This is a genomic window from Kitasatospora sp. NBC_00240 (genome assembly GCF_026342405.1).
GTDB lineage: Bacteria > Actinomycetota > Actinomycetes > Streptomycetales > Streptomycetaceae > Kitasatospora.
Genome location: NZ_JAPEMU010000001.1, coordinates 9,223,377 through 9,249,198, shown reverse-complemented (window position 1 = coordinate 9,249,198; position 25,822 = coordinate 9,223,377). Strand labels below are relative to the sequence as shown.

At 72.1% G+C, this 25,822-nt stretch carries 27 protein-coding genes and 4 pseudogenes; 14 read left to right on the top strand and 17 right to left on the bottom strand.

Translation table 11 applies throughout. The annotated features are described in order from the left end of the window. The first annotated feature begins 277 nt into the window (after positions 1-277). Positions 278-685, top strand: coding sequence for a hypothetical protein (locus OG689_RS39335; RefSeq protein WP_266326580.1), 408 nt, complete (start codon positions 278-280; stop codon positions 683-685). 95 nt (positions 686-780) lie between these two features. After that, a pseudogene (locus OG689_RS39330) lies at positions 781-1,113 on the top strand (LLM class F420-dependent oxidoreductase); the annotation flags it as partial. 31 nt (positions 1,114-1,144) lie between these two features. On the opposite strand, the gene OG689_RS39325 reads toward OG689_RS39330, so the two are convergent. Continuing rightward, positions 1,145-2,056 (bottom strand): Rieske 2Fe-2S domain-containing protein, encoded by a 912-nt coding sequence (locus OG689_RS39325; protein WP_266326578.1) that lies wholly within the window; start codon positions 2,054-2,056, stop codon positions 1,145-1,147. Between the two features lie 228 nt (positions 2,057-2,284). Between OG689_RS39325 and OG689_RS39320 the strand changes: the two genes are divergently transcribed. Then, complete coding sequence (locus OG689_RS39320) at positions 2,285-2,677, top strand: DUF6328 family protein (RefSeq protein ID WP_323189398.1); 393 nt, start codon at positions 2,285-2,287, stop codon at positions 2,675-2,677. A gap of 243 nt (positions 2,678-2,920) precedes the next feature. Further along, the gene (locus tag OG689_RS39315) at positions 2,921-3,583 is read left to right on the top strand and encodes an SGNH/GDSL hydrolase family protein (RefSeq protein WP_266326576.1); all 663 of its coding nucleotides are present in this window, start codon (positions 2,921-2,923) and stop codon (positions 3,581-3,583) included. An 84-nt stretch (positions 3,584-3,667) separates the two neighbouring features. Here OG689_RS39315 and OG689_RS39310 read toward each other — a convergent pair whose 3' ends face one another. The 11 genes and pseudogenes from OG689_RS39310 to OG689_RS39260 all read right to left on the bottom strand — a co-directional run. Next, complete coding sequence (locus OG689_RS39310; RefSeq protein WP_266326574.1) at positions 3,668-4,855, bottom strand: sn-glycerol-3-phosphate ABC transporter ATP-binding protein UgpC; 1,188 nt, start codon at positions 4,853-4,855, stop codon at positions 3,668-3,670. 34 nt (positions 4,856-4,889) lie between these two features. After that, positions 4,890-5,720: a carbohydrate ABC transporter permease gene (locus tag OG689_RS39305; protein ID WP_266327758.1), complete on the bottom strand. Its 831-nt coding sequence runs from the start codon at positions 5,718-5,720 to the stop codon at positions 4,890-4,892. After that, positions 5,720-6,649: a carbohydrate ABC transporter permease gene (locus tag OG689_RS39300; RefSeq protein ID WP_266326572.1), complete on the bottom strand. Its 930-nt coding sequence runs from the start codon at positions 6,647-6,649 to the stop codon at positions 5,720-5,722. The genes OG689_RS39305 and OG689_RS39300 overlap by 1 nt, the downstream gene beginning before the upstream one ends. Then, positions 6,646-7,923: an ABC transporter substrate-binding protein gene (locus OG689_RS39295; RefSeq protein WP_266326570.1), complete on the bottom strand. Its 1,278-nt coding sequence runs from the start codon at positions 7,921-7,923 to the stop codon at positions 6,646-6,648. Before OG689_RS39295 ends, OG689_RS39300 begins: the two co-directional genes overlap by 4 nt. A gap of 126 nt (positions 7,924-8,049) precedes the next feature. Then, positions 8,050-9,102 (bottom strand): cation diffusion facilitator family transporter, encoded by a 1,053-nt coding sequence (locus OG689_RS39290; RefSeq protein WP_266326568.1) that lies wholly within the window; start codon positions 9,100-9,102, stop codon positions 8,050-8,052. A 153-nt stretch (positions 9,103-9,255) separates the two neighbouring features. Then, a pseudogene (locus OG689_RS39285) lies at positions 9,256-9,489 on the bottom strand (PRC-barrel domain containing protein); the annotation flags it as partial. 30 nt (positions 9,490-9,519) lie between these two features. Then, the gene (locus tag OG689_RS39280; RefSeq protein ID WP_266326566.1) at positions 9,520-9,993 is read right to left on the bottom strand and encodes a hemerythrin domain-containing protein; all 474 of its coding nucleotides are present in this window, start codon (positions 9,991-9,993) and stop codon (positions 9,520-9,522) included. 302 nt (positions 9,994-10,295) lie between these two features. Then, complete coding sequence (locus OG689_RS39275; RefSeq protein WP_266326564.1) at positions 10,296-10,418, bottom strand: hypothetical protein; 123 nt, start codon at positions 10,416-10,418, stop codon at positions 10,296-10,298. Between the two features lie 126 nt (positions 10,419-10,544). Beyond that, a complete protein-coding gene (locus OG689_RS39270; protein WP_266326562.1) occupies positions 10,545-12,083 on the bottom strand; it encodes a CYTH and CHAD domain-containing protein in 1,539 nt (512 codons plus the stop codon). A gap of 168 nt (positions 12,084-12,251) precedes the next feature. Next, positions 12,252-13,619 (bottom strand): mycothione reductase, encoded by a 1,368-nt coding sequence (locus OG689_RS39265; RefSeq protein WP_266326560.1) that lies wholly within the window; start codon positions 13,617-13,619, stop codon positions 12,252-12,254. 73 nt (positions 13,620-13,692) lie between these two features. Beyond that, positions 13,693-13,972, bottom strand: a pseudogene (locus OG689_RS39260) (methyltransferase domain-containing protein); the annotation flags it as partial. A 175-nt stretch (positions 13,973-14,147) separates the two neighbouring features. Here OG689_RS39260 and OG689_RS39255 point away from each other — a divergent pair. After that, on the top strand, positions 14,148-14,465 hold the full coding sequence (locus tag OG689_RS39255) for a hypothetical protein (protein WP_266326558.1): 318 nt from the start codon (positions 14,148-14,150) through the stop codon (positions 14,463-14,465). 257 nt (positions 14,466-14,722) lie between these two features. Here the strand turns inward: OG689_RS39255 and OG689_RS39250 are convergent, their stop codons facing one another. After that, the gene (locus OG689_RS39250) at positions 14,723-15,253 is read right to left on the bottom strand and encodes a hypothetical protein (RefSeq protein WP_266326556.1); all 531 of its coding nucleotides are present in this window, start codon (positions 15,251-15,253) and stop codon (positions 14,723-14,725) included. A gap of 448 nt (positions 15,254-15,701) precedes the next feature. Between OG689_RS39250 and OG689_RS39245 the strand changes: the two genes are divergently transcribed. Next, the gene (locus OG689_RS39245) at positions 15,702-15,866 is read left to right on the top strand and encodes a hypothetical protein (RefSeq protein ID WP_266326554.1); all 165 of its coding nucleotides are present in this window, start codon (positions 15,702-15,704) and stop codon (positions 15,864-15,866) included. Between the two features lie 244 nt (positions 15,867-16,110). On the opposite strand, the gene OG689_RS39240 is transcribed toward OG689_RS39245, so the two are convergent. After that, positions 16,111-16,452, bottom strand: coding sequence for a hypothetical protein (locus tag OG689_RS39240; RefSeq protein ID WP_266326552.1), 342 nt, complete (start codon positions 16,450-16,452; stop codon positions 16,111-16,113). A gap of 417 nt (positions 16,453-16,869) precedes the next feature. Here OG689_RS39240 and OG689_RS39235 point away from each other — a divergent pair, with 417 nt between their 5' ends. The 4 genes from OG689_RS39235 to OG689_RS39220 all read left to right on the top strand — a co-directional run bounded on the left by OG689_RS39235 (position 16,870) and on the right by OG689_RS39220 (position 19,757). Continuing rightward, complete coding sequence (locus tag OG689_RS39235) at positions 16,870-17,130, top strand: DUF4235 domain-containing protein (protein ID WP_266326550.1); 261 nt, start codon at positions 16,870-16,872, stop codon at positions 17,128-17,130. A 155-nt stretch (positions 17,131-17,285) separates the two neighbouring features. Then, the gene (locus OG689_RS39230) at positions 17,286-17,636 is read left to right on the top strand and encodes a DUF2000 domain-containing protein (RefSeq protein WP_266327756.1); all 351 of its coding nucleotides are present in this window, start codon (positions 17,286-17,288) and stop codon (positions 17,634-17,636) included. A gap of 49 nt (positions 17,637-17,685) precedes the next feature. Further along, on the top strand, positions 17,686-18,495 hold the full coding sequence (locus OG689_RS39225) for an alpha/beta fold hydrolase (protein WP_266326548.1): 810 nt from the start codon (positions 17,686-17,688) through the stop codon (positions 18,493-18,495). Then, positions 18,495-19,757 (top strand): SpoIIE family protein phosphatase, encoded by a 1,263-nt coding sequence (locus OG689_RS39220; protein ID WP_266326546.1) that lies wholly within the window; start codon positions 18,495-18,497, stop codon positions 19,755-19,757. The genes OG689_RS39225 and OG689_RS39220 overlap by 1 nt, the downstream gene beginning before the upstream one ends. Here the strand turns inward: OG689_RS39220 and OG689_RS39215 are convergent. Next, complete coding sequence (locus OG689_RS39215) at positions 19,732-19,935, bottom strand: hypothetical protein (RefSeq protein ID WP_266326544.1); 204 nt, start codon at positions 19,933-19,935, stop codon at positions 19,732-19,734. The two genes, OG689_RS39220 and OG689_RS39215, sit on opposite strands and share 26 nt — an antisense overlap. Before the next feature lie 502 nt (positions 19,936-20,437). On the opposite strand from OG689_RS39215, the gene OG689_RS39210 reads away from it, so the two are divergent. The 3 genes and pseudogenes from OG689_RS39210 to OG689_RS45075 all read left to right on the top strand — a co-directional run. Beyond that, on the top strand, positions 20,438-21,400 hold the full coding sequence (locus tag OG689_RS39210) for a hypothetical protein (RefSeq protein WP_266326542.1): 963 nt from the start codon (positions 20,438-20,440) through the stop codon (positions 21,398-21,400). 1,224 nt (positions 21,401-22,624) lie between these two features. Next, positions 22,625-22,942, top strand: a complete 318-nt coding sequence (locus OG689_RS39205; protein ID WP_266326540.1) for a hypothetical protein — start codon at positions 22,625-22,627, stop codon at positions 22,940-22,942. A gap of 56 nt (positions 22,943-22,998) precedes the next feature. Then, positions 22,999-23,445, top strand: a pseudogene (locus OG689_RS45075) (extracellular solute-binding protein); the annotation flags it as partial. Positions 23,446-23,595: 150 nt separating this feature from the next. Here the strand turns inward: OG689_RS45075 and OG689_RS39200 are convergent. After that, positions 23,596-24,573 carry an aldo/keto reductase gene (locus tag OG689_RS39200; protein ID WP_323189366.1) on the bottom strand — a complete coding sequence of 326 codons (978 nt, stop codon included), beginning with the start codon at positions 24,571-24,573 and terminating at the stop codon, positions 23,596-23,598. Positions 24,574-24,575: 2 nt separating this feature from the next. Next, complete coding sequence (locus OG689_RS39195) at positions 24,576-24,956, bottom strand: MerR family transcriptional regulator (RefSeq protein ID WP_266326536.1); 381 nt, start codon at positions 24,954-24,956, stop codon at positions 24,576-24,578. Between the two features lie 296 nt (positions 24,957-25,252). Between OG689_RS39195 and OG689_RS39190 the strand changes: the two genes are divergently transcribed. Beyond that, entirely contained in the window at positions 25,253-25,762 is a 510-nt protein-coding gene (locus OG689_RS39190) for a hypothetical protein (protein WP_266326534.1), read from the top strand. Positions 25,763-25,822 lie beyond the last annotated feature (60 nt).

The window sequence follows — 25,822 nt, the reverse complement described above, 5'->3', positions numbered from 1 at the left end:
CCGCGCCTTCGAACCGCGCGCGTGCCCGTACTGCGGCTCGCGACGGCTCGAGGGCTCCCTCGGCGTGGCCGGAGCGGTGTACAAGCAGGCGCCCGCCGGTGTGGGGTGCCGAGGCTGCGGAGCGCGGCTTCCGGTGCTGACCGACGCGTACGGCCAAGGCTGAGGCCACCTGGACGGGAGGCGGGCCCCCGACCACCACGACGAGGACAGGCGAGAAGGACCGGGGGCCTGACCGCCCGGCGGCCCCGGTGCACCCGACCCAGCGAGAGGGAGACCCATGTTTCTGTTCGGACTGCTGCTCCTCGGCGCCAGCGGCGCCTTCGTCGGCCTGCTGATCGCCGAGAACCTCGGCGGAGGCCCTGACTACACCGTCGCCATGTTCGGCAACGATCTGGCCACCTTGAACAGCCTGGGGATCTTCCTGGCCGGTATCGCGCTGGCCCTGGTCTTCTGCCTCGGGCTGCTGCTCGCCACGGGCGGCGGGATTCTCCGGCGTCGCCGGTCCAAGGAGCTGCGGAGCTACCGGGCCGAACGGGCCGCCGGGACGGCCCTGCCGGGCCAGGGCCAGTACACGGGCCTCGCGGACGACCGCCGAGGGGTCGTTGCGCCTATCGAGGAGACGGGCGCCTCGCCCTCACGGTCCGGCCGGGTCCCGCGGCACCGGCGCCTGCATTTCGGGCGCTGAGGACGCCTGCCTCCCACAGCCGACCCGGCCGTACCGTTGCGGCCGGCCCGCAGGCCGTTTCGGTCGCACCCGCACGGGCAGGCGCGCGGCATGGGGTCGGCCAGGTGCCGGTCTGTTTCGACCGGGACCGGGAGGCCGCCGTCGCCCGGGTCCATGACCAGTTCCGCCGGTTCGGAGGTGGCTGGAAGGTCGACGCCGAACTCCCCGGCCCGGCCGCGTCCGCCGCGGCGAGCCGGTTCGTCCGGCCGCAGGACGTGGCACGCTCCATCCCGTGCGGCGACGATCTCCCCGCGTTCGTGGACGCGGTCCGTGCCTACCAGGACGCCGGGTTCACCGAGGTCGCGCTGATCCAGATCGGCGGCGACGCTCAACGGCCTTTCCTGGCATGGGCGGAGGCGACCCTGTTGCCGGCGCTCCGGGAGATCTGAACGGGCGCTCCGGGGTCGGCGGGCGGCCGGTTCAGCCGGCCCCGGGCAGACGTGCCTGCAGATTGCCCTGGTCGTCGGTGCGGGTGACGAATTTGGGCTGCGGGGCGGTGGCGGGTCCGTCGACGTTCCAACCGTCGGTGAGGCGGAAGACACTGCCGTGCCAGGGGCAGGTCACGCAGCCGTCCGCGACCTTGCCCTGCGAGAGCGGGCCGGAGGCGTGGCTGCACCGGTCGGCCAGGACGTGGAACACCTCCTCGGCCTCCCGCACCACCAACACGGCCACCTCTCCGATCGTCCGGCGCGCCGCCTCGCCGACGGGGAAATCCGCGGTGCGCCCGAGCGTGTGCCAGCCGGGCTCGACCAGGTGCGCGACGGGCTCCGCCTTGTTCGCCCCGGCGGCCTGCCGATAGGCGAGGTGCCCGCCGAGCGCCGCCCCGCAGCTCACCGCCGCGAGCCCGGCCAGTCCCAAGGCACGCCCCAACCGGTGACTGTCGCGCGAGCGCGCCACCCATGAGGCACCGTGCAGGGCCACGGCGACCGCCATCGACGCCGCGTGCAGCAGACCGGTGCGCATCTGCTGCTCGTGCTGCTCCGCCCAGTCGACCCAACCCGTCCAGGCAGCCGGGGCGGCGGCCACCACGCCCACCGCGACCAGTACCTCGGCGGCGCGCTCCGAGCCGGGTACGACGTCGAGGACGGCGGCGGACACCCAGGCCCCGAGCGGCAGTTGAACGAGGGCCGGGTGCAGCGGGTGTCCCAGGGGCCGGCCGTGCAGCACCCCACGCAGGCGTCCCAGGGGCAGGCCCTGGACGACGCGCTGCAGCGGTTCGGCGATCCGGTCCAGGTCCTCGGCGTCCCCCAGCGCGTCCAGCGCCTTGAGGAGCCGGCTGCCGATGCCGTCCGCCGCGGCGGCGTCGTGGATTCGCGCGATGAGAGTTCCCATGGCTCCAACGCTGCCCGCCCCACCGCGGCCGCGCCGCGCAAGATGGGCCGGACGGGCGTAGCCGTCACCGGCTGCCCCGGCCGGGGCCGGACGGCGGTCCTCCCTGGCCACCGAACGCCCGGTCCGCCCTGCCGGCCCGGTCGAGGTGCGCCACCCACAGGGGTGAGCGGGTAGCGGAACACCGCAACCGCCGCGTCGCGACGGGACGCATGGTCCGCGCCGGAACGGATACACGCGTGGGAAGAAGATCCGCACGACGGGAGGCACAGCCATGACTGCGACGGACGACGGCCGGGGCGACGACGTCTACCAGCCCGACGCCGGCGAGGCGCCTGCGCCACCGGCGCGCTCATCGCACCGGTCGCCTTCCACCGCTTCCTCGCCGGGCGCAACCTCAAGCCCCAGCTGACCCGGGCCGCCGGCAAGCTCATCGCCACCGGTCTCGCTCTCCTTGCTCCGACCATCGGCTGCGCGCTGCTGCTGCTCCTGCGGACCGCCACCGGCAACACGGCGCTCTCCTGGGCCCTCAGCGCCGTCGTCCTCGCCTGGTTCGCGACCACCTGGCTGGTCCTCCCCCGGCTGCTCCTGCACCGCGCCGACCATGGCGGTGGCCACCGCTGAAGCCCCTGCCAGGCTCTGCGGCCGACGGATCCGACAGTCCGGGACCCGGGTCCGCCCTGCCCGGAGGGACACCGAGCGGAATCTGTGCCGCCGCCACGGTACGAGCGGCCTGTCGGCGATGTATGAGCCGGTGACGGCGGCCTGCCAGGCGGGGACGACGGCCCGACGACGGCGAGGTCCGCCCTCGTCGAAAGGTCCCGACCCACCCCCCTCCTCCACCGAGCCCGAACCCAAGGAGCGAGCATGACGATCACACTCCGCCCCGGAACCACCGTGATGTTCACAGGTGACTCGATCACCGACTGCCGACGGCGGGAGAGCGAGGACGCGCTGGGCCGGGGCTACCCGCTGCGCGTCGCCGGGGAGTGGGTACGCCGACACCCGGACCGGCCTGTGACCTGGCTGAACAGCGCGAATTCGGGCGACAAGGTGATGGATCTGGAAGCCCGCTGGCAGACGGACGTGCTCGACGCGAGCCCCGACGTGGTGTCGATCCTCGTCGGGGTCAACGACATGGGCTGGCACACGGTCGACCCGAAGGGGTACGTCATCCCCCCGGAGCGGTTCGAGGCCGGTTACCACCGTCTTCTCGCGCCCCTCGCCGAGGCGGGCACGCAGCTGATCCTCATCGAGCCGTTCCTCCTGCCGATCCGCGGTGACGTCGAGGATGGCGCCGCGCGCGTCGGAGCGGAGGAGCGAAAGGCGTGGCGCGCGGATCTGGATCCGAAGATCCAGGTCGTCCGCCGGCTCGCCCGCAGGTACGACGCCCAGCTGCTCACCGCCGACAGCATGTTCGCCGAACTCATCGCTGCCACCGAGCCGGAGCACTGGGCCGCGGACGGCGTCCACCCGACACCTGCCGGTCACGCCGCACTTGCCGCCGCCTGGCTGCGCCTCGTCGCATGACCGGGCAGGGCCGCCTCTGACGGCAAGCCACCTGTGTCGACACGCCCCGAGCCGGCGCGCCAAGCCCGGTCGCGGCCGCGTACGTTATCGCTCCTGCCGCTCCGGATGGGTGAGATTGGCGCCCGAGGAGGGGTCGAAGACGTGGATGCGGGACACGTCGAGCCACAGGTCGAGGGGACTTCCCTCGGCGGCATGCGTGGAGGGGCTGAGCCGGGCGACGATCCGGTGGCCCTGCATTCCGGTGTCGGCCCGGCCGGAGTCGGCCGCGAGTTCGGCCAGGTCGTCCGAGCCGGCCGGCCCGCCCTCCTCGGTGAAGTGCACGTAGACGTCGGAGCCGACGGACTCCCGGACGTCCACGGTGGCCGTGCAGGTATGGCCGGCGTGCCGTTCGTCGACGAGGGCGGCGTCCTCGAAGTCCTCCGGCCGGATGCCGACGATGAGGTCGCGCGGTGCGTCCTGGCGCTCCAGTCGGCGGCGTACCTGATCGTCGAGCGCCAGGTCGCCGAGGGAGGTCCGTAGTGCGCCCTGTTCGAGCGTCGCGGCGAGGAAGTTCATCCCGGGCGAGCCGATGAACCCGGCGACGAAGAGGTTCACGGGTGCGTCGTAGAGGTCCTGGGGCGTGCCCACCTGCTGGACGACTCCGCCGCGCATCACCACCACCCGGTCCCCCAGCGTCATGGCCTCGACCTGGTCGTGCGTCACGTAGACCGTGGTCGTGCCCAGTCTGCGCTGCAGGGCCGCGATCTGGGTACGCATCTGGACGCGGAGCTTGGCGTCGAGGTTGGAGAGCGGCTCGTCCATCAGGAAGGCCTTCGGGTCCCGGACGATGGCGCGGCCCATGGCGACGCGCTGGCGCTGGCCGCCGGAGAGGTTGGCGGGTTTGCGGTCGAGGTGCTGGGTGAGGTCGAGGATCCGGGCGGCCTCCTCGACCTTGGCGTCGATCACCGCCTTGTCGGTCTTGGCCAGCCGTAGGGCGAAGCCCATGTTGTCGCGGACGTTCATGTGCGGGTAGAGGGCGTAGCTCTGGAACACCATGGCGATGTCACGGTCCTTGGGCGCGCGGTCGTTGACGACCTGGCCGTCGATCCGCAGGGTGCCCTCGGTGATGTCCTCGAGTCCGGCGATCATGTTCAGAGTGGTGGACTTGCCGCAGCCGGAGGGGCCGACCAGAATCACGAACTCGCCGTCGGCGATGGTGAGGTTGAAGTCTTGGACTGCGAGGGCGCCGTCCGGGTAGCGCTTGGTGATGCCGTCGAGGACGATCTCGGCCACGGTCTGCCTTCCTGGCCTGCCCGGGAGGGCGGGCTCATCCCTTGACTGCGCCGGCGGTGAGGCCGGCGACGATGCGGCGCTGGAACAGCAGTACGAAGATCACGATCGGTACGGTGATCACCACGGCGGCCGCGGCGATCGAGCCGGTCGGCTGCTGGAACTGCGAACTGCCGGTGAAGAACGCGATCGCCGCCGGGACGGTGCGTGCCGCGGTGGTGGAGGTCAGCGAGATCGCGAACAGGAAGTCGTTCCAGCAGAAGATGAACACCAGGATCCCGGTGGTGAAGACGCCTGGTGCGGCCAGCGGCGCGATCACCAGCCGGAACGCCTGCCAGGGGGTGGCGCCGTCCACCTTGGCGGCCTTCTCCAGGTCCCACGGGATCTCGCGGAAGAACGCGGACAGGGTGTAGATCGCCAGCGGCAGCGAGAAGGTCATGTACGGGATGATCAACCCGATCCAGGTGTCGAAGATGCCCAGGACGCGCTCGATGTTGAACAGCGGTGAGACCAACGAGATCGGCGGGAACATCGCGATCAGCAGCGACATGCCGATCAGCGCCCGCTTCCCGGGGAAGCGCAGCCGGGCCACCGCGTACGCGGCCATCGTGCCCAGCACCACGGCGATCGTGGTGGCGATCACCGCGATGCCGATCGAGTTGATCAGGGCGCGGGTGAACTCCGAGGTCTGGAAGATCCCGTGGTAGTTCTCCCAGGTCCATTTGCGGGGAATGAAGTTGCCGTCGGTGAGCGTGCTCGGGTCCTTGAACGACAGGGCGACGATCCACCACACCGGGAACAGCGCGTACAGCACCACCACGACGTTGACGAGGCCCCAGCCGGTGAGGGTCCTGCTGCGGTGGGACATCATCGCCGCTCCGGTTCGCCGCCCGGCGCAGCCGCGCCGAAGATCTTGATGAAGACGAAGGCGATGGCCGCCACGCAGATGAAGATCAGCACCGAGATCGCCGACCCGATGCCCAGGTTGAGTGCGGTGAACAGGTTGTCGTAGCCGAGGATGGAGACTGATCCGGTGTCGTTGGAGCCGCCGGTCAGGACGTAGATGTTGTCGAAGATCCGGAACGCGTCCAGGGTGCGGAACAGGAGCGCGACCAGAATGGCCGGCTTCATCAGCGGCAGGATCACCAGCCGCAGCCGTTGCCAGGACGTCGCGCCGTCGACCATCGCGGCCCGCACCGTCTCTCCCGGGACGAGCGCGAGTCCGGCCAGCAGCAGCAGTGCCATGAACGGGGTGGTCTTCCACACCTCGGCCAGGATGATCAGCCCGATCGCCTGCCACTGGTCGGTCAGGGGCGCGCTGCCGGCGGGCAGCAGTGCGGCCAGGTACCCGGTGCCGGGGGTCCAGGCGTACTGCCAGGAGTACGCCGCGACCACGGTGACGATGCCGTACGGGATCAGGACCGCGGTGCGGACCGTCCCACGGCCGAAGATCGCCCGGTGCATCACCAGCGCCAGGGCAAGGCCGAGCACCAGCTCGATCGCCACCGACACCACCGTGATGAGCGCCGTCACCCAGAGCGCCTGCCACCAGAACGGCGAGGACAGCACGGCCCCGTAGTTGCTGAAGCCCACCCAGCGGGCCTGACCGGGGAACCGCAGGTCGTAGCGCTGGAGCGAGAGGTAGATCGCGTAGCCGATGGGGTAGGCGGTGACCGCGACCATCACGATCACCGCGGGCGCGCAGAGCAGCAGGCCCAGTCGGCGCTCCTGCCGGGCGCCCTCGGACAGGGCGGGGCGGCCGCGTCGCCCGGCCGCGGCGGAGGTGCGTGTGCTCACGGGATCAACCCCTTGGAGCCGAGGGCGTCCTCGATCTGCCCCCGGAGGTCGGCGACCGTGCTCTCGGGTTTGATCGCGGCCGGCGGTGAGAGGGTGTGCGAGATCGCGATCGACACGTTCTGGTAGGCGGGTGTCTGCGGTCGGACGCTGGCCGTTTCGAGTGCGGCCAGCACGTCGGCGGCGAAGGGGTAGCTCTCGGTCAGTTCGGCGGCCTGGTAGAGGCTGCGCAGGGAGGGCGGCAGCCCGCCCTTGAGCGCGTTCGTCAGCTGGTTCTCGCGGTCCCGCAGGCAGAGGGTGGCCTCGAACGCGAGATCGGGGTGCTTGCCGTACGCGCCCACCGCGAGATCGATACCGCCGATCGTCACCGTGGCCGGCCGGTCGGCGGTGACCCCCGGGTAGGGCGCCCACTTGAAGTGCTGGAACAGCTCCGGCTGGTTGGCCTTCATCGACGGGTAGACGAAGGGGTAGTTGAGCTCGAAGGCGGCCGTGCCGGACTCCATGGCCAGCCGGTTCTGGTCCTCCATCTGGTTGGGCAGCGACGGGTCCGCGGCGGCGGAGCGGGCGGTGTCCCGCATGATCCCGGCGGCGGCCACGGCCGGCGCACCGAGGGAGGGTGCCTGCGCGTCCGGCGTGAGGATGGAGCCCCCGCTGCTGGTGACCAGCGTGTTGAACCAGACCGTCAGACCCTCGTACTGCGCGCCCTGGATCTCGACGTAGTGCGGCTTGCCGGCCTTCGCCAGCGCGTCGGCCTGGGCCAGCATCTCCGGCCAGCTCCTCGGCGGGGTCGCCACCAGGTCGTCGCGGTACCAAAGCAGTTGGGTGTTGGAGTTGTAGGGGGCGCCGTACAGCCTGTCCTTCCAGGTGGCAGTCTGCACGGCGGCCGGGAGCGTGTCGGCGGTCGCCTGCTCCTTCATCGCCCCGGTCCACTCACGGATCCAGCCGGCCTCGGCGAACTCGGCGGGCCAGGTGACGTCCAGGCCGATGATGTCGACCCCGGAGTCGTGCGCGGCCAGCCGCCGGACCAACTGCTGGCGCTGCCCGTCGGCGGTGCGCGGGAGCTTGTTGTACTGGATCACGTACCGGCCGCCCGAGGCCTGGCCGCACCGGTCCGCCGCCTGCTGCAAGGCGCCCGAGTCGTCCGGGAAGTTGTACCAGTTCAGGGTCACCGGGCCGCTGCCTCCGCTGCTCCCGCAGCCGGTGAGGACCGAGGCGAGCACGGGCAGGGCGGCCGCGGCGTTCAGCCACCGTGTGCGGAGACTTCGGCCCCTGGGCATCGCACTCCTGCTCTCGGCGGCGGGTGGGCAGGTTCACGCTACGGACGGGGAGGGCGCCGACGGGGCCCGACACTCCGCCTCTCACCCGAGGCCGCTCGGACGGCCCAGCCCGACCGACCCGACCGCTCAACACCCACGTCTCCGGCGGGCCGTGTTTCCGCTTCCGCTCCCGCCGCTCCGATCCTCCCGGCCGGCGGGGCCCCGGCGGCCGGGGGTCGGGTCCAGGTAGACCCGTGAGACCGCGGGGAAGGCCGCCCGGATCACCTGTTCGGCGCGTTCGCAGGCCAGCTCGACGTCATGCGCCGTCGCGGGCGACTCGAAGGCGACCTTCGCCGCGACCAGAATGTCCTGCGGGCCGTGCACCAACGTCACCAGGTCCACCACCTCCCGCACCTGAGGCAGGTCACGCAGGGCACCCACGATCCGCTCCTCCACGGACTGCGGCAGCGAGCGACCGATCAGCAGGGAGCCGTTGGCGCGGGCGAGCACCACCGCGACCCAGGCCAGCAGAGCCCCGATCAGCAGCGAGGCGCAACCGTCCCAGATCTCCGAGCCCGTCGCCGTGGAGCCCAGCAGGCCGCCGAAGGCGAGCAGCAGGCCGATCAACGCGGCGACATCCTCCAGGTAGACGGCCTTGACGGCAGTGTCCGGCGTCAGCCGCAGGTAGCGGCGCTGCGAGACGCCGAGCCGGCCGGCGTCCCCGCGCACCTGACGGACCGTCCGGGCCAGCGACACCGATTCCAGGGCGAAGGCGATGCCGAGGACCACGTAGGAGAGCACCGGGCTGCCCGGGTCCTTGCCGCCGCCGGTCAGGGTGTGCACGCCGTCGTTGACCGAGAAGACGGCGCCGCCGACGAACGTCGCGAAGGAGGCCAGCAGCGCCCAGACGTAGCGCTCCCGGCTGTACCCGAAGGGGTGGGCGTCGTCGGCCGGGCGGCTGCTGCGTTTCAGGCTGAAACAGAGCAGCACCTCCGTCACGGTGTCGGCCAGCGAGTGCGCCGCCTCGGAGAGCATCGCCCCGGAACCGCCGATCACACCGGCCGCCGCCTTGGCGATGCTGATCCCGAGGTTGCACAGCCCCGCGACGATCACCGTGACTGTGCTCTCGGAGGACTCGCCGGCACCAGGAGGGCCGGCCTCCACCGGGTGTTCTGCGCGTGCGGGACAGGTGTTCGGCATGCCTTGCCTGTGCCCCGTCCACCACGACCCATGCGCGCGCCGGCATCGGGACCACAGGGGCCGGCTGGCGCCAACGCCCCTCTCCCGCAACGGCGTACGGGCCGCCACGCGTCGTGGCGGCCCGTGGGCGTTCGCAGGTCAGGTCAGGTCCGGTCAGATCGGCCCGCCGTAGTACGGGCCGTAGTAACTCACGTAGGCGTCCCGGTAGACGCTGTCGGTCGGGTCGTGCTTGTCGATGTCGTACTCGGGACTGTTCCTGATCTCGTCCTCGGTGCGGTCGACGAAGACCTTCCGGTCTCCCCGGTCGACCCGTACGACCGTGCCGGCCGGCAGCAGGACGTGCTTGCCGAAGATCCACGGCCCGGTGTCGACCACCAGGTACTCCGTCCGGCCGTCCGGGCGCTTCGGGGGTATCCGTCAGTCCTGGGCGCTGGGGACCTTGAGCGGGTCGCGCGGCGCGTCGGTCCTCGCTGTCCGCATCTGTTCGCCGAGCTCGGTGAGGCGGTTTCGGCCCATGGCCTTGCGGACCTCGGGGAACCACTCCTTCTCCTCCTCCTCGACGTGATGGCGCACGTTCTCGATCAGCACGGTCATCTTGGCGTCGAACCGCTCGTCCTGCGGGTCCAGGCCGGCGAGTTCGGACAGCATCCAGAGCACTACGTGGTGCTCCTCCACGCTCTCCAGCACGTGGTCGCCGGTCTCCGGGACGGCCGCCCGGGCCGCCGGGTAGAAGATCTTCTCTTCGATCCAGGTGTGGACCGTGAGTTCCTGGACCACCTTGTCGGCGATGTCCCGCTTCTGCTTGTACGCCCTGTCACCGGACTTCTCGAACTCCTTGAACAGCTTCTCCACCGTCCTGTGGTCGTCCTTGAGCAGCACGATCGCGTCCATGAGGTCTCTCCTTCGACTCCGACGACTGCGGGCCGGGTCCAGTACCCACGGCCCGGTGGATGCGCGCCTACCCCGCATGCGACGGATGAACAGGAGGATTTCCGTCGGCCCCGAAAGGTCTTCGGCCTCGCCTACTGGGAACTCGACCGAGGCGGCCCCGTCGCCCGAACCCAGGCTCCCCGCGCCGAACTACCCCTGGCCGACTTCCGCTTCTCCCAGGACGAGAACGACGACGCCGTCCAGGAAGTCGCCGACGGCGCCTCCGGATCCTCCGACTGGGTACCCACCCTCCCGGACTACCTCTACGTCTCGGTGACCAACTCCACCGCCTTCAGCCCCACCGACACCGTGCCGCTCTCCACCCGCGCCAAACTCCTCATGAGCATCGAGAGCATCGCGGCCCTGCTCACCTCACTGCTCGTCATCGCCCGCGCGGTCAGCATCCTGCACCGAACCCTCCACGGGCGTCGCACCCGGCCCGGGGTGCGACGCCCTGCAGGGACCACCGACCCCGGCGACCTTCTCGGGAGCCAACCCGGCGGGGTCCGGTACTACGCGCGGTCGAGGCGGTCCCAGTGGTGCCGCGCCTGGTCGAGGTGGGCGCCGGCTCCCTGCCGCTGCATCGCGCAGAGCATGCCGAGCCCGAACGCTCCCTCGGTGCCGCCCGCCGCCGCGCCCAGCGGCAGCATCTCCTTCTCGGCGACAACGCCGTCCTGGTACGCCCCGAGCGCCTTCTGGATCTTCTTCATCCGCTTGCCGTAGTGACGGCCCGCCGAGCCGGCGAGCGGTGCCACGCTCTCCGCGGTGTAGCGGGCCCGCTTGGCAGCCTTGCGGGCACGGTGCAGGGCCTGGTCCCGCTCGTCCCCCGGCGGCCGCTCCAGGGCCCGGCCCAGCCGCCGCCCGGTACGCCGCTTCTCCCGCCGCAGCGCCCGGCGCACTTCCGCGCGGCCCCGGCCGGCCTTCCCCCGCAGGGGCGGCGCCGTGTCGATCTCGGCCAGGGCGTCCAGGACGGCGTAGTAGCGGCGGCTGTCCATGCTGCGGACGGCCTTGCGGTGGGCCTCGGCGTACCGTTCGCCGAACCACGCTTCGATGCGGGCGGCGACCCGGTCGGGCCGGGCCTCGGGCGGCAGGGCGTCGGCCTGGGTGGTCAGGTGGTCGCCCAGCACCTCGGCGTCGCGGGCCTCCCCCAGGACGTGGCCGAGCCAGCGAAGTTCCTCCGCCAGGTCCTCCACGGCCGAGCGTTCGAGGAGCCGGTGGTGGGCGGTGAGGGCGCTGCGCAGCCGTCGGACGGCGACCCGCATCCGGTGCACCGAGTCGGGTTCGTCGAGGCGGACGGCCGGGTCCAGTGCGCGGATGCGGGCCGTCTGTGCCCGCAGGTAGGCGGTCAGTGCCTCGCCGACGGACCCAGCCGCAGGTACGGCCCGCCGCGGACCCGGCGGCAGGCGGTCGGCGAGAAGCCGGCCGAGCTTGGTGGACGTCGCCGCCGGGCGGAGTCCCTGGTCCCGCAGCACCTGGTCCACGGCGTCGAGGAGATCGCGCGGACCTCGCACGAGTTCCACCTCGGTCTCGGTCCACACGGCGGCCCCGGCGTCCGGACCGGCCTGCTCCTGCTCCTGCGCACGGCCCTGCCCGCCCGGGACGGCGTCGAGCACCTGCGCGGACACCTCGTCGTGCGCGAGTTCCGCCAGGGGCCGGCCGTCCGCGTCCACCAGCAGCGCCCGGGCCCGCCGGGTGTGCAGACGGGCCACCGGGTGGAGCCTCGCACCCCGCGACGTGGCGCGGGTTCGGAGGGTGAATTCCTCGGGCGGGCCGTCGCCGGCCCCGGCGTCCGGCGGCAGGGCGAACTCGGTCCGCCCACCGTCGTCGCACGGGACCTTCAGGTGCCAGCCCGCGTCGTGGCCGCCGGTACGCCGTCGCAGTGTGCAGCCTGACGCCAGGAGCCGCAGATCCGGGGTGTCGTAGTAGACCGCGTCCAGGTCCTCCGTCTCCTGCTCGGTGATCTCGCTGATCTCCGGGAGCACCGTCAACGCCTGCAGTCGCCTGGGCCGACCGTCGTACTTCCGCTCGACTTCCTGATGAACTGTCCCCATACTCCGCGCGTACCCGGGCCGGAGCAGCGCAATCGCGCTCGCCCGACGCCGGCGGACGTCGAACTGCGCGGCGGCCGCTCCCCCGGCCCGCGGGCCCGGCCACTCCCGGGGATCAGAGGTCGGGGATCAGAGGTCGCGGGTCAGAGGTCGGAGATCAGAGGTCGGGCGTCAGAGGTCCAGGTCGAGCAGAGCGTTGGCCACCACCTCGGTCAGGGCGGGATGGATCCAGTACGGGCTCCCGGCCAGGGTGGGCGCGTCGATGCCCAGGCTCATCGCGAGGACCAGCGGCTGGATCAGGGTGGACGCCTGCGGGCCGAGGATGTGCGCGCCCAGCAGGCGGCGGGTGCCCGGGTCGGCGATCACCTTGCAGAAACCGGTGGTGTCCTCCAGCGCCCATCCGTAGGCGACGTCCGCGTACCGGCGGGTGGCGGTCCGGTAGCTCAACCCCTCGTCCCGGCATTCCCGCTCGGTACGGCCGACCTGGGCGATCTGCGGGCGGGTGAAGACCGCGGCGGGGACGGCCTCGTAGCTGGTGGCGGTCAGGTCGCCGGGGTGCAGCAGGTTGTGCGCGACCACCTGCGCCTCCCGGTTCGCCACGTGCTTGAGCGGCACGGGGGTGCACACGTCGCCGAGCGCGAAGACGCCCGGCGCGGTGGTCCGTTGCCGGCTGTCCACGACGATGCGCCCGTCGTCGTGCAGGGCGATGCCGGCCCGGTCGGCGTCGAGGGTGTCGCTGTTGGGGGTGCGGCCCACCGCGACGAGCAGGGTGTCGGCCTCGACCACGGAGCCGTCGTCCAGGAGCAGGCGCAGGCGCCCCGGCTCCCCTTCGAGCCGGTTGAGCGCGACTCCGGTGCGGACGTCGAAGCGGGAGCGGGCGATGCGGGTGTACGCCGCGGACACCGCCTCGTCCTGGGCGGAGAGCAGCGTCTCCTCCTTCTCGACGACCGTGATCCGGCTGCCGGCCGAGTGGAAGACCTGGGCCAGTTCGGCGGCGATGTACCCGCCGCCGAGCACGGCCAGGTGCCGGGGCGGGGCGGGCAGCCGCATCACGGTGTCGGAGGTCTCGTACGGCAGACCGCTGTCGCGCACCGGCGGCGGGACGACGGGACGGCTGCCGACCGCCACCACGACCTGCCCCGCGCTGAACCGGACCTCGCCCCCGTCGCCCTCCACCACCAGCGTGCGCTCCCCGGTGAAGCGGGCCCGGCCGCGATGGACGGTGACATGACCGGAGCGGCGCCGGGCCCGCTCGCCGTCGGCCGCCTCCTGGTCGAGCCGCCCGAAGACCCGGTCGCGCACCGCCGTCCAGCGCACGCCGTCCAGGGTGGCGTCCACGTCGAAGCGGCCCGCCTCGCGCACGGTGTCCGCGACCTCCGCGGTGTGGGCGAGCATCTTGCTGGGAATGCAGCCCCGGTTCAGGCAGGTCCCGCCGAAGGGCCCCTCGTTGACGACGGCGACGTCCAGGCCGGCGAAGCGCTCGTCGATCACCGCGTTTCCGGAGCCGGCTCCCAGGACGACAAGATCATGATGTCGCATACCGGCAGGCTACCCCCGCACGCCGTCCGGACCCGGGATCACCTCAGCCGCCCGGGCGGTGTCGCCGGAGCGCGTGGCGAAGTTCCGCCCCGAGGCGCGTCAGCAGCTCCCGGACCGCCTCGCGCAGCCGGTTGGCCCGCCGCTGCGCGGGACCGCTGTCGTCCAGGCGTGCCAGCGGCTGCAGAGCGGTGTCAGCGTCCTCGACCAACAGCCGCCCGCCGGGCCGTGGCGCTGCCGCCATCATGGCCAACGCCCGCTCCCGGTCGGGCACATGGACCGGCGAGCCGGGCGGGCACCAAGTCGAATGTCCCCGGCTCCGGGAGCGGATCAGCGGCGATGTCGTGCCGGCGAACCCCGCGCGTCCGGCAGCACGGTTCTGCACCGTGACGCGCCGGAGGCGGACACCCCGTGCCCGTCCCGCACAAGAACCCTGACGCATGCGCGGCGCCGCTCGGGGTAGCCGCCGCAGCACGGAGAACTCAACCGCCGGGAGCACGCTCCCGGCCCGCCCGACGAATGGGGACAGCCGTGAAGAACCAGGCACAGGGGGCCGTCGCGAGCGCCGCCACAGCGGTACGAGACACGGTCGCCCACACCGTCCACACCGTGCGGGACCACGCCCCGCAGGAGGTCCTGGACCGCGCCGGACACCTGGCGGACCGGGCCCGAGGGACGGCGGCGCACGCCGGGCACCTCGCCGCCGAGCACACCTCGCCGCAGGTGCGCTCGCAGGCCGCCCGCGCGGTGGGCGTGGCCCGCACCAATCGCACGCCGCTGCTGATGGCCGCCGCCGCGACCGTCCTCACGGCAGCCCTCCTGCGCGGCCTGTTCGCCCGACGCCACTGAAGGCGCCGCGGATTCCGCTCCGCGTCCTGCTCCGCTTGGTCGCGGCCCGCCGACCCCGCCACCGCCAGGCCGCTCGAAGGGTCGCGACCGTACCCGGCCGCGACCCTTCGGGCATCCGACCAAGCCGAGCGACCATCCCGAGCCCGCCCGCACCGGTGCAGCCGCACAACGCCGCCCTCGGCGCCCTTTCGCGTGGGACCGCGGCTCGGCGGGACGCAACGTGCGCCGGACAGCTTGGAGGCGGGTCGCGGGCCGGCTCAGTGGCGCACGGAGCCCAGGTGCCCGGCCCGGACCGCGCGGACGGCGCCCGGCGGGAAGAGCCCGGCACTCACGGAGGCATGGTGGACCTCCAGAGCCTCGGCCTGAGCCCGGGCCCGGCCTGCGAGGCGGTCCAGCTCGGCCGCGTCGAGCGGCCCACCGTCGGCTGCGAGAGGCCGCAGGGCCCGCCACAGGGCGGTCTTGCCCTCGACGCCGGCTCGCATGGCTTCCAGCTCCAACAGGTCGCTGAGCGGAGACCGGCGGAACAGGCGCCCGTTCAACTTGACCCGGCCCAGCCGCTCGCCCGCGACACCGAGCCACTGTCGGTAGCGGCGTACCGGGACGCCCAGCTCACGCATCAGGCGCAGCAGATCGTCACGGTCCTCGGCGATGTCGGCCGCCAGACGCCGCAGCTCGCCGTCCCGATGTTCGGCGGCGATCCTGCGGGCCAACTCCGTTCCGCCGAAAGCCCCCATCAAATGATCGTTGAGGTAGATCCCCAGAAGCTCGAACCTCTCGTCGACCTGCACGGCACGGCCTCCTTCGTGAAGTGGCCCCCCGACTCGTCTGCCCACCCGGCCGGGAGCCAACCGATCGCTCCGCCTGCCTCGCCCTGATCACGCGGCTGCGGGACTGCCGCCGCCGTGGTGGGGAGCTCCGGCGGATCGCCGGGGGCACGACAGGCAGGGCAACCGATCCGGCTGATGACGGGGGCGTCGAGCGCCTTGCCCTGCGCGATCGGGGACCACGCCTCGGTGTGCGGAGCCCTACGGAGTTTGGGGCGGTCTTGCCGAGGACGAGCGCCTTGCCCTGCTCCGTCCCGTGGTCCGCCGCGGCCACTGAGCGGGTCACGGCAGGCCCCGGTCGTGTCGGGAGCGGGGTTCGGGGTACGCGCTACACGCGTGCCTGCGGATTTCCCCGCACCGGCGGCACCCGATTGCGCCCGGCCCGGCCCGCACCGACGAAGAGGCGATGCACATGAGCACCCCGAAGAAGGACGACACCGCAGCCGCCACCGACGCGCAGCGACGGGAGCGGTCCGCGGAGGAGCGGAACGTCGTGGCGCCCACCCCGAAGGACGTCCGGGCCAAGGCCGAGGGCGGGGAGCCGGAGCCGCCGGCGGCCGACACCGAGGCGCCCTGACGACCGGGCGCGCAGGGCTGCTGTGTCCCCGTCTGCGTCCCCGTGTCAGTACCGGCCGTCACTGCTCCCCGCAGGGCGCGGGGCCGCTCAGGACCGGGCCGGCCGGCGCCGCGGGAGGTTCCTCCCAAGGGCCTCGCAGCCGGTAGGAGCATCGCACCGGGCGATCACCCGGCCGCGTCTGAGCAGGTGGAAGCGATGGCCCAGGACCTGCGGCGGCGGGGAGCTGCAGTTCGAGCCCGCGCCGTTACGGGCGCCCATGCCCGTCCCGAGCGGCGGCGGTGTCCGGCTGCGGGGGTGCCGGCTCGTCGGCGGAGGTCCGGGCCGAACCGGGACCTGTGCCCGACGCCGGGACGGTCGGAGCAGGGCCCTCGATCCGGGTCGACACCACCGACCGCTCTCCCGCCTGTCCGTCCTCAGGTATCAGGCCCAGGGCCTGAAGGAGTTGGCGGCAGTCGTCGGCGTCGCGGGCATAGGAGGCCACCACCGCGAGCGCCCTTCGAGCCACCGGCCCCGGCACGGGGAGCATCTCGCCGGGCACCGCCTCCACGGTGTCGATGAGCGTCTGCAGGTCACGGGAACGGGCCACGGACAACACCCCCTGGCGATCGACTCCGGCCGGGTGGCCTTCCAGGGTACGACTCCGGCGTACCTCCCGGGCGGCCCGGGCGACGGCCGGCGCCACCCTGCGAATGACGCGAAGGAGACCGTCGAATGGGTGCACCGCATCCTCAAGGAGGAACGGGACATCAGGGCCGGCCGAAGGCACACCTGCCCAGCACGCAGGCCGCCCCTCCCGTCGTTCTCCCGCCCATCGGTGATGTCCGGCGCAAGCCGGCATCACATCGCCGGGCAGGGGAGACGTGTCCGGACCGTTCCTTGCCGACCTCCTCGCCGACTGACAAGTCCGCCGGCCGGCGCAGAGGCGATTGGTCGTACGCGACATGGGCAGACGTGCAACGTCGCCCGGTCCCGGCGACCATGCAGGTGCACCGAGGAGCTCACGATGGTCAGGATCCTCTACAAGCCGCTCGGGCTGTTGTTCGGCGCTCTCGGCGGGCTGGTCGCGAGCAGTGTCTTCAAACGCCTGTGGGCACTCCTCGGGCACGAGGACGACGCCCCGCAGGCCACCGACCGGGACCGCACCTGGCGCGAGGTACTCATGGCCGCGGCCCTGCAAGGGGCGGTCTTCGCCCTGGTCAGGGCCGCGATCGACCGCGGCGGCGCCGTCGGCACCCGCCGTCTGACGGGTACCTGGCCCGACTGACCCCGCCGCATGGTCCTGTGGTGCCCTCACGGGGCGCTGTCGTGAGTTGGGCCGCCGGCCGCGGGCAACGGCTCGGGGTGCTTCTCCTGGCTTCTCCTGGCTTCTCCTGGCACGGGTGGCCGCCCGGGCCGGGGCTGCCGTGAGCACGGCAGCGGCTGAACGTGACCGCCTTCCTGGTCAGCGGTCTCGGCACGGCATCGCCCGAGGTGATCGGCGAACCGTACGAGGACGCCGACGGGACCGTGTACCTGCCGATGTTCCGCCAGCCCGTGCTGGTCTTCCATGGAACGGAGGAAACGCTGACCGCCGCGCACAACCGTGCGCAGTCCCGCTCGATGCACAGTTCCGTGTTCACCTCGGACCTCTTCGGCACGGGCAACGACCGGGACAACCGGGCGGCGGTGCGAGCCGTGGGCAAGGACCAGCTCGATCTGGTGGGGATTGCTGTGTACGGGGCGCGCAACGCGGTCGACAAGGTTCTGAAGGGCGCGCAGATGCACTCCTGAGCAGGGTGACCCTCCTGCGGTGACCTTGGCCTCTGCGAGGATGTGCCACATGGACGTGCGACGCAGGAACCGGGTGAGGGTGTCCGGCCGGCAGGGCGGGCCGGTGGTGGTCCTGGCCCACGGGTTCGGGTGCGACCAGAACATGTGGCGCCTGGTGGTGCCTGCCCTGGAACGGCACTTCACGGTGGTGCTCTTCGACCATGTGGGCGCCGGCGGCTCGGACCTGTCGGCCTGGAGCGAGCAGCGGTACTCCAGCCTCGACGGCTACGTGGAGGACGTGCTGGAGATCTGCCGTGAGCTGGATCTGGGCCCGGTGACCTTCGTGGGGCACTCGGTGAGCGCCATGATGGGGGTGCTGGCCGCCGTCCGCCGCCCCCGGTACTTCACGGGCCTGGTCCTGCTCGCTCCCTCACCGTGCTTCATCGACGACCCGGCCACCGGTTACCGGGGCGGGTTCAGTGCAGAGGACATCCAGGAGCTCCTCGAATCCCTGGACGCGAACTATCTCGGCTGGTCGGGCGCGATGGCGCCGGTCATCATGGGCAACCCGGAGCGCCCGGAGCTGGGCGAGGAGCTGACGAACAGCTTCTGCGCCACCGATCCGGCGATCCAGCGGGTCTTCGCCCGCGTGACCTTCCTGTCCGACAACCGCGCGGACCTGTCCCAGGTGACGGTGCCCACCCTGGTCGCCCAGTGCTCCAGCGACGCCATCGCCCCACCGGAGGTCGGCCCCTACGTCCGGTCCCGGATCGAGGGCAGCCGGCTCGTCACCCTGAACGCCACCGGACACTGCCCGCAGCTCAGCGCCCCCGAGGAGACCGCCGAGGCGATCACCGCGTTCGTGCGAGGCCTGCGGTGATGGTCCGCACCGGCGCCGACCAGGAGCACCCCGATCCCGACCCGCGCCCGGACGACGGCCGAAGCTTCTCCGCGCTGCTGGAGGAGAGCGCCGAGGACCTGTACGAGAACGCTCCGTGCGGGTACCTGTCCACGCTGCTCGACGGGCGGATCGTCAAGATCAACACCACCCTCCTGAACTGGCTGGGCCAGCAGCAGGCAGACCTGGTGGGCCGGCGGACGTTCTCCGACCTCCTCACCGTCGGCGGCCGGCTCTACCACGAGACGCACTTCGCACCGCTGCTGCGCATGCAGGGCGAGATCAGCGGAATCGCCCTGGAACTGAAGGCTGCCGACGGCCGACGGATCCCGGTGCTGGTGACCTCGACCGTGAAGTCCGACAGCGACGGGCAGCCGCTGCTGATCCGCACCACCGTCTTCGACGCCCGCGACCGCCGCGCCTACGAGGAAGAACTGCTGCGGGCCCACCGGGAGTCGGAGCGCGAACGCGAACGCCTTCGGCAGCTGACCGCCACCCTCCAGCAGACGCTGCTGCCACCGGTCCTGGCGAGCGTGCCGGGCTTGGACGTGGCCGCGCACTACCACATCGCCTCCATCGACGAGGTCGGCGGCGACTTCTACGACCTGTTCCCGCTCACCGGCGGCACCTGGGGCCTGTTCCTGGGCGACGTGTGCGGCAAAGGCGCAGCGGCCGCGGCCGTCACCTCCCTGGCCCGCTACACCTTGCGTGCCGCCGCGGTCTACGATCCCGACCCGGCCGCCGTCCTGGGCAACCTGAACACCGTCCTCAACCATCAGTACAACGGCGACGACCCGCGGTTCTGCACCGTGCTCTTCGGCGTACTGACCCCCGAAGGCGACCGGGGCGCGTTCCGGATCACCCTGGCCGGCGGAGGTCACCCACCGGCCCTGCTGATGCGTGCCGACGGCACCGCGGATTTCCTGCCCACGCCCGGTGGGCAGCTCGTCGGCGTCCTTCCCGATGCACGCATAGTCACCACCACCGTCCGCCTCGATCCGGGCGACACCCTGCTCCTGCACACCGACGGCCTCACCGATGCCCGCACCGCCGCAACGGGGTCGGACCGTTACGGTGACGACGCTCTCCTCGCCTTCGGGCGCGCATTGGCCCCCACCACGGCCGAGCACACCGTCACCGCGATCCGCGCGCTCCTCGACACCCTGGGCGCCGGGGTGGACGACGACACCGCCGTCCTGGCCGTCAGCGTGGCGCCCCTCACCCGCCCTGAAGAGCAGCCGTGACCCGGTTGATCGGTGCCCGCATCCGCCGCCCGTGTCCCGCGGCGCCTACCGGGTGCAGGACGAAGCCGGCGATGACCAGGGCGAGGACGACGAGGCCCTGGGCGAGGAGACGGTGGTCGTGGACGGCCTCGCGCTCGTTGAGTTCCATGACCTCCGCGGCGCGCTCCTCGTCGAACACGAAGTTTTGCCGAACATGATCCGGCCCATCACCAGGCGCTGTCTTCGACCCACACCGTGCGGCCTTCCGCCGTTACCGATCACACGTCCAGGGAGACGGGACTGGTCGGACGAAGTCGGCAGACGGGCGGAAGTCATGGGGTGCGGTGGGGAAGTCCTCTGTGAGGATCGCCGAGGCAAGCGCCTGTGTGAGCGCGGAGCGCAGGAACGGGGCGAAGGCCAGATCGAAGTGTTCCCATCGGCTGCCGCGAACTTCGTCGACCATGACGGTCCACCGGTCGGGGTGCAGTCCGGGCTCGGCAAGCCGGTGGAGGAACTCGCAGTTGTCGGTGGATGCCGTTCAATGCGGAGGCACGTTCCTGTTCGAGGTATCCCGCGGGGAGTGCGTCGCGCGAGCGCACGGCTGCCCGAACAGGCGAATTGTGCCGAACCCCATGGTTTTCGGAGATCCGCGTCGTAGATTTGCGTCAAGAGCCGTGGCTGACCATACGACAGGAGCCTTTGTGGCAAACATCGATACGTTCGGTACGGACAGCGGTGTCGGATCGACGATCGCCCTTCTGGAGTCCAAACTTCCCGGGGTACGCGAGCGACGACGGCAGTTGGAGGGCGAACTCGCCACTGTCGTCGCGCAGGAGGACGCAATGGTCAGCGCGCTGCAGGGCTTGGCCGCGCTGTCCGCAGCATCCCTGGAGGGCGCCTCGCCGGCCACGCAGGACGCAACACCGGTGGCCTCGGCGGTGACGCCCGCGCCGCCCGCGCCGGCGGTGGCGAAGGTGTCCGCGGAAAGCGTGGCGGACGGGCCGGTCGACGAGCAGCCTGCGTCGTCGCCCGAGCCGGCCGTGGCGCAGCCCGGCCGGAAGCGCACCACGAGTAGCGCGGCCGGCCGCGCCGCCACGGTGAAGAAGGTCCCGGCGAAGAAGGCCATCGTCAGGAAGGCTACGAGCACGAAGGGCACCCCTGGGAAGGGGACCGCGTCCGGGAAGGGCGCTCCGGCCGGACCGGTGGCCGAGGCGGCTTCGGCCGTGGTCTCCTCCGCCGTGGTCGCCGAAGCACCCGCAGAAGCCGGCGTCGGCGCGTCGAGCGCGGGCTCTGCCCCGAAGGCGACCGTCAAGAGGACGACCTCGAAGAAGGCGGCGGCCAAGGAAGGCGCCGGGGCGAAGAAGGCGACGGCGAAGAAGGCGGTGTCCTCGACCGGGAAGGCCGCGGCCGCCGAGACGGCTCCCGCCCCTTCTGCGTCCTCGGGCCGTAGGCGGCTGGCCCAGGCCGAGAGCGTCGTGGAGATCCTCGCCCGGGCCACCGGCCCGCTGCGGGCCCGGGAGGTGACGGGCCTGCTCGGTCTGGACGACCAGGACACCAGCAACGTGAACGCGGTCCGCACCATGCTGGAGCGCCTCGCCAAGGCCGACCGGGCGCAGCGCAGCGGCCGGGGCCTGTATGTGGCGTCGGCCGGACTGACGTCCTGATTCGGAGAGGCCGGCGACAGCCGGGGAGGCAGGGTCCCGTGGTGCCCCGCACAAGAGGTGGGTGACGAGAGACGCGGGCGGCCACCGGCTGTCGCCGGCCACCGACTTGGATCGGCCGCCTGATCAGCGGTCGGCCGGGGCGGGCACGGCCCCTTGTGCTGCCGGGGCCACTGCTGTGCGGCGCCGCGGAGCTGGCGGGTCGAGGACGGGGAGGCGGGGCGAGGCACGCGGCAGTCTGACCGGTGGATGGGTGTTCACGCAATGCGTGGCACGCCGGTCTGTCCGCGCCGGCCCCTTGTCCGCAGCTCCACCGGTCGGCCCGGTGGGCGTCAGGTTCCTCCCGGGCCCGGCGTTCCATCTCGACCGCGCGAAGCAGCCCGAACCTGCGCAGACCCCTGACCACCTCCGCTCGTACGCCCCCGCCGGTCTCCTGCCGTGAGTCTGCCCGTCGGGAAGAGCGAGGCCCGACGCCCTGCGGGGCGGCCTTCTCGACCGTGCGGAATCCTGCCCGACCTGGCGTAACGCGCGACTGTCGGACGCCGCGCGGCCGCCGGCAGGGGCCGACCCCGGCCCCGAAGGGCGGAGCGCCCGCCCTGCAGGCCCGGGCCGGCCCACGGCCCCAGCGAGCGACGACACCGGCGAGACACCCCCGGCAGACCTCGCGGCACCCCGCCTCCGGCACCCAGGGCCCGCGCTCGGCGATGCCGGCGAGGGCAACTCCGTGCGCCCGAGGACGTCCTCGATTCCTTCCATCCGCTGATTGCCGGCCACCACGCCCTTGGGGTTCTGTGTGGTGAAGTGATGTCCGCCGATGACGTGGATCCCGTCCCGGTGGCCCGCGTCGAGCAGGGCCTGGGCAGCCGCGCGGCCGCCGAAGGCGAGGCACCGAAGAGGTGCTGGTCGAGTCCGGCGGGCTCGGTCGAGCCCGCAGGAAGGGGCGACCCGAGCCTGGTCCGTGGTGCCGACCGGGACAGGCGACCGACGCTCTGGATTTTCTTGCAGAAAGTTTCAGCAAATTCGCAAGACGCCTTGACGGCCCCGGCCCCGCGAGCGAGGGTCTACCTACGAGCCCCCGGCCGGAGCCGCCGACCACCCACATCGGCAGGCTCCCCCGCCCCGCCGGCGCCCCGCGCCCGTGTGCGCTCAGGCAGGCATCCACCCGGCCGCCGAACGCACCCGCCCCGCCCACCGGGGCCGTCCGTGATCACCCACCCAGGAGTTGCCATGGCCCTCGGCCTTGTCCCCGCAGCTGCGGCCACCCCCGCGGCCGGCCCCCTCCCCGCTCGTCGGCGGTACTCCACCCCCTCCACCGCGGCCTCGCCGTGGAGCAGTCCCGCCGCCGCTCCCCCGCTGTGGCTGGTCACCATGCCGACCGCCGGGCGCGACGGTCGGACCGGCACCCAGAGCTTCGTCGTCCGGGCCCGCGTCCTCCAGGAGGCGATCGTCGCCGCCGTGACCTGCTCGGGAACCGACCACGCCCTCCTGCACCGCCGCGGGGCCCGCATCAACCCGCTCCTGGCCTCCGCCGCACTCCACCGCTGATCACTGAACGCCTGCGTGCCACCTTCCTCCCCCACCCGAGCGAGGACTCTCCCCCCATGCGTCGTGCCCCCACGGCCCTCGCCCTGACCGCAGCGGTCATCACCGCACTGAGCGCGTGCAGCTCCGGCGGGCACACCATCGCACCTACCGCACCCACCGGTCCGGGACCGATCACCATCAGCTGGTGGGACACCTCGGACGGCGCGAAGGAGGCACCGGCCTACCGGTCCCTGGTCGCGGACTTCGAGATGGCGAACCCCGGCATCAAGGTCGCGTACAACAGCGTCCCCTTCGACGGGGCCCGGGAGGACTTCAAGGCGGCGGCAGGCACGGCGGACGCTCCGGACTTGCTGCGGGCGTACGTCGGCTGGACGGCGGACCTCGCCAAGTCCGGTGATCTCGTGCCACTGGACGGTACGGCCGCCGCGGCCGACAGCGCGAAGTTCCAGCCCTCGTCGATCGAGCAGGCCACCTACGACGGGAAGCTCTACGGCATCCCGCAGGTCACCGGCCGGCCTGGGAGGAGTCTTGATCCCCAGAACCCAAGGAGTCACCGGGGCCGCAGCGCGCGTCCGCACTCGACACCGTGCTCCCCCAGCCGAGTCCGGCCCCACCCGAACGGCAGGGCCGGAACCCGGATCCTCATCGGCCCGCTAGCGCAGCAGGGCCTCGACCTCGGCGAACTCGACTGCGGGCAGCGGGCCGTGGGCGAGAGTACCGAGGTTGTCCTCGACCTGGGCGACGGTGCGGCAGCCGGGGATGGGGATGACGGCGTCGGTGCGGGCCAGCAGCCAGGCCAGAGCGCCCTGCGCGAGGGTGCGGCCGTTGCCGGTCAGCACCTCGCGGACGGCGTCGATGCGGGACAGCCACTCCGGATCGCCCGCGCCGTCCTGGCCGAAGTAGGGGATCCACCGGTGGCCCTGGGCGCGGACGTCGTCGGAGGCCACCCGGCGGCCGCCGTGGTACTTGCCGGAGAGCAGGCCCATAGCCAGCGGGCCGCGCGCGACGGAGGCCAGGCCCGACGCCTCCACCACCGCCACCATCTCCGGCGCCGGGTTGAGCACCGAGCAGTCGTGCTGGATCGCCGCGCAGCCAGGGGCCGCCTCGGCGAAACCGGCGGCGTTGGCGGCGTCGTCGGTGGACCAGGCGTAGGCGCGGATCTTGCCCGCTTCCACCAACTCCTCGAGGGTGTCGACCAGGTCGAGGGCGGTGGCCAACGGGGCGTCGGAGATGTGGAACTGGTAGAGGTCGAGGTAGTCGGTGCCGAGGCGGCGCAGGCTGCCCTCGACAGCGGTGCGCAGGTAGGCCGGGGTGGCGTCCTGGCCGGTGGCCTCGCCGGTGGTCTCGTCGAAGGTGTTGCCCCACTTGGTGGCGATCACCACCTGGTCGCGACGGCCGGCGAAGGCCCGGCCGAGGACCTTCTCGCTGTGTCCCGCCCCGTAGTTGGAGGCGGTGTCGAAGAAGGTCGCGCCCAGGTCGAAGGCTCGGTGGAGGGCTGCGGTCGACTCGTCGTCGTCCACCGCGCCCCAGCCGAACTGCTCCGCGCCGGCGTGCAGCGGGCCGCCGATGGCCCAGCAGCCCACGCCTATCGCGCTGACCTCGATGCCGGTGCTGCCCAGAGTGCGGTTCATGGTCATTCTCCCGGTCGGATGTGGATCTGCGCCTGGTACCAGGCGATCTTCTCTGCCAAGTGCTGCTGCTGGCGCCGAAGTTCGGCGATGGTCCGCTCCACGCGGGCGGCGTGCTCGGTGAGCAGCTCCAGCCGCTCCGCGAGCGTGGCGTCGCCCCCGCGGGCGGAGTCGGCGTAGCGCTGCATCTCGGCGATGGGCATGCCGGTGTCCCGCAGGCAGCGCAGCACACCCAGCCAGTCGAGGTGGCTCTCGTTGAACTGCCGCCTGCCGCCCACGGTTCGGTCGATCCGGTCGAGCAGGCCGATGCGCTCGTAGTAGCGCAGGGTGTCGATGCTGAAGCCGGACCGTTCCACGACCTCAGCGGGGGAGAGTGTGTCCGCCATGCGTCTACCGTCGCAGCTGGAGTGCGCTCCAGGTCAAGCCCGGGCCGGGAAGCGGCGCCAGGGGTGCCGCGTCGCACACCGCGCCGCGCCGCGCGACGCCACGGAGGAGCAAGCCGGGGTGATCCGAACATCACGTCGCCGTCCGGCAGCCCGAGGGCCTCACCTGCTCGACGGAGGAGCATCAAGGGAGTGCCTGGGAGTAACCGAAACTACTGTGGGTACACGTAGTTGACTTATCCCGACCAGCGGACGCACATTGGAATCAGGGGCGATCCGCCCCCTCCGAACATGCCCCCTTGGCGCTGAGGACCACCAAGTGGTTGCGAAGGGAGGAGTTGGCCATGGAAGTCTTGATCACCTGTCTCGGAGATGTCGCAGGTCCACGCCTGTTGGACGGGCGGACCGGCAACGGCACGGTCGGTCTCGCGCCGCACTCCGGTGAACCGTTCAGCGGGACGCGCTGGAAGATGAACGGTGGCCCCGAGGGTGTTGTCACGCTGTTCTGCGAGGGCGACATTCCCGGCAACCGGTTCCTGGACGGCCGGACGGCAGACGGCACTGTCGGCCTCGCGCCCAACACGAATCCGCCGTTCAGCGGCACCAGATGGCTCGCCACCAGGCTGGGCGACGGCTCGACCACGTTCAAGTGCCTCGGCGCCATCGAGGGCAACCGGTTCCTGGACGGCCGTACCGGCAACGGCAGCGTCGGCCTGGCGCCGAACACCGAGCCGCCGTTCAGCGGCACAAGGTGGCAGGTCGGCGTGCCGTTCGGCGACGACAACGTCGGTGTCCCGGTCGACGGCTGACAGGGCACCGGCACGAACCGACTGTCGGCGTTCAGAGTTGTTCGTGACGATCGCCGAGCG

Excerpts from the sequence above, each read along its gene's own strand:
- OG689_RS39335 (WP_266326580.1), top strand. The coding sequence starts at position 278 with ATGTTTCTGTTCGGACTGCTGCTCCTCGGCGCCAGCGGCGCCTTCGTC.
- OG689_RS39325 (WP_266326578.1), bottom strand. The coding sequence starts at position 2,056 with ATGGGAACTCTCATCGCGCGAATCCACGACGCCGCCGCGGCGGACGGC.
- OG689_RS39315 (WP_266326576.1), top strand. The coding sequence starts at position 2,921 with ATGACGATCACACTCCGCCCCGGAACCACCGTGATGTTCACAGGTGAC.
- OG689_RS39305 (WP_266327758.1), bottom strand. The coding sequence starts at position 5,720 with ATGTCCCACCGCAGCAGGACCCTCACCGGCTGGGGCCTCGTCAACGTC.
- OG689_RS39295 (WP_266326570.1), bottom strand. The coding sequence starts at position 7,923 with ATGCCCAGGGGCCGAAGTCTCCGCACACGGTGGCTGAACGCCGCGGCC.
- OG689_RS39290 (WP_266326568.1), bottom strand. The coding sequence starts at position 9,102 with ATGCCGAACACCTGTCCCGCACGCGCAGAACACCCGGTGGAGGCCGGC.
- OG689_RS39280 (WP_266326566.1), bottom strand. The coding sequence starts at position 9,993 with ATGGACGCGATCGTGCTGCTCAAGGACGACCACAGGACGGTGGAGAAG.
- OG689_RS39275 (WP_266326564.1), bottom strand. The coding sequence starts at position 10,418 with ATGACGAGCAGTGAGGTGAGCAGGGCCGCGATGCTCTCGATGCTCATG.
- OG689_RS39270 (WP_266326562.1), bottom strand. The coding sequence starts at position 12,083 with ATGGGGACAGTTCATCAGGAAGTCGAGCGGAAGTACGACGGTCGGCCC.
- OG689_RS39265 (WP_266326560.1), bottom strand. The coding sequence starts at position 13,619 with ATGCGACATCATGATCTTGTCGTCCTGGGAGCCGGCTCCGGAAACGCG.
- OG689_RS39245 (WP_266326554.1), top strand. The coding sequence starts at position 15,702 with ATGAGCACCCCGAAGAAGGACGACACCGCAGCCGCCACCGACGCGCAG.
- OG689_RS39235 (WP_266326550.1), top strand. The coding sequence starts at position 16,870 with ATGGTCAGGATCCTCTACAAGCCGCTCGGGCTGTTGTTCGGCGCTCTC.
- OG689_RS39225 (WP_266326548.1), top strand. The coding sequence starts at position 17,686 with ATGGACGTGCGACGCAGGAACCGGGTGAGGGTGTCCGGCCGGCAGGGC.
- OG689_RS39220 (WP_266326546.1), top strand. The coding sequence starts at position 18,495 with ATGGTCCGCACCGGCGCCGACCAGGAGCACCCCGATCCCGACCCGCGC.
- OG689_RS39205 (WP_266326540.1), top strand. The coding sequence starts at position 22,625 with ATGGCCCTCGGCCTTGTCCCCGCAGCTGCGGCCACCCCCGCGGCCGGC.
- OG689_RS39200 (WP_323189366.1), bottom strand. The coding sequence starts at position 24,573 with ATGAACCGCACTCTGGGCAGCACCGGCATCGAGGTCAGCGCGATAGGC.
- OG689_RS39195 (WP_266326536.1), bottom strand. The coding sequence starts at position 24,956 with ATGGCGGACACACTCTCCCCCGCTGAGGTCGTGGAACGGTCCGGCTTC.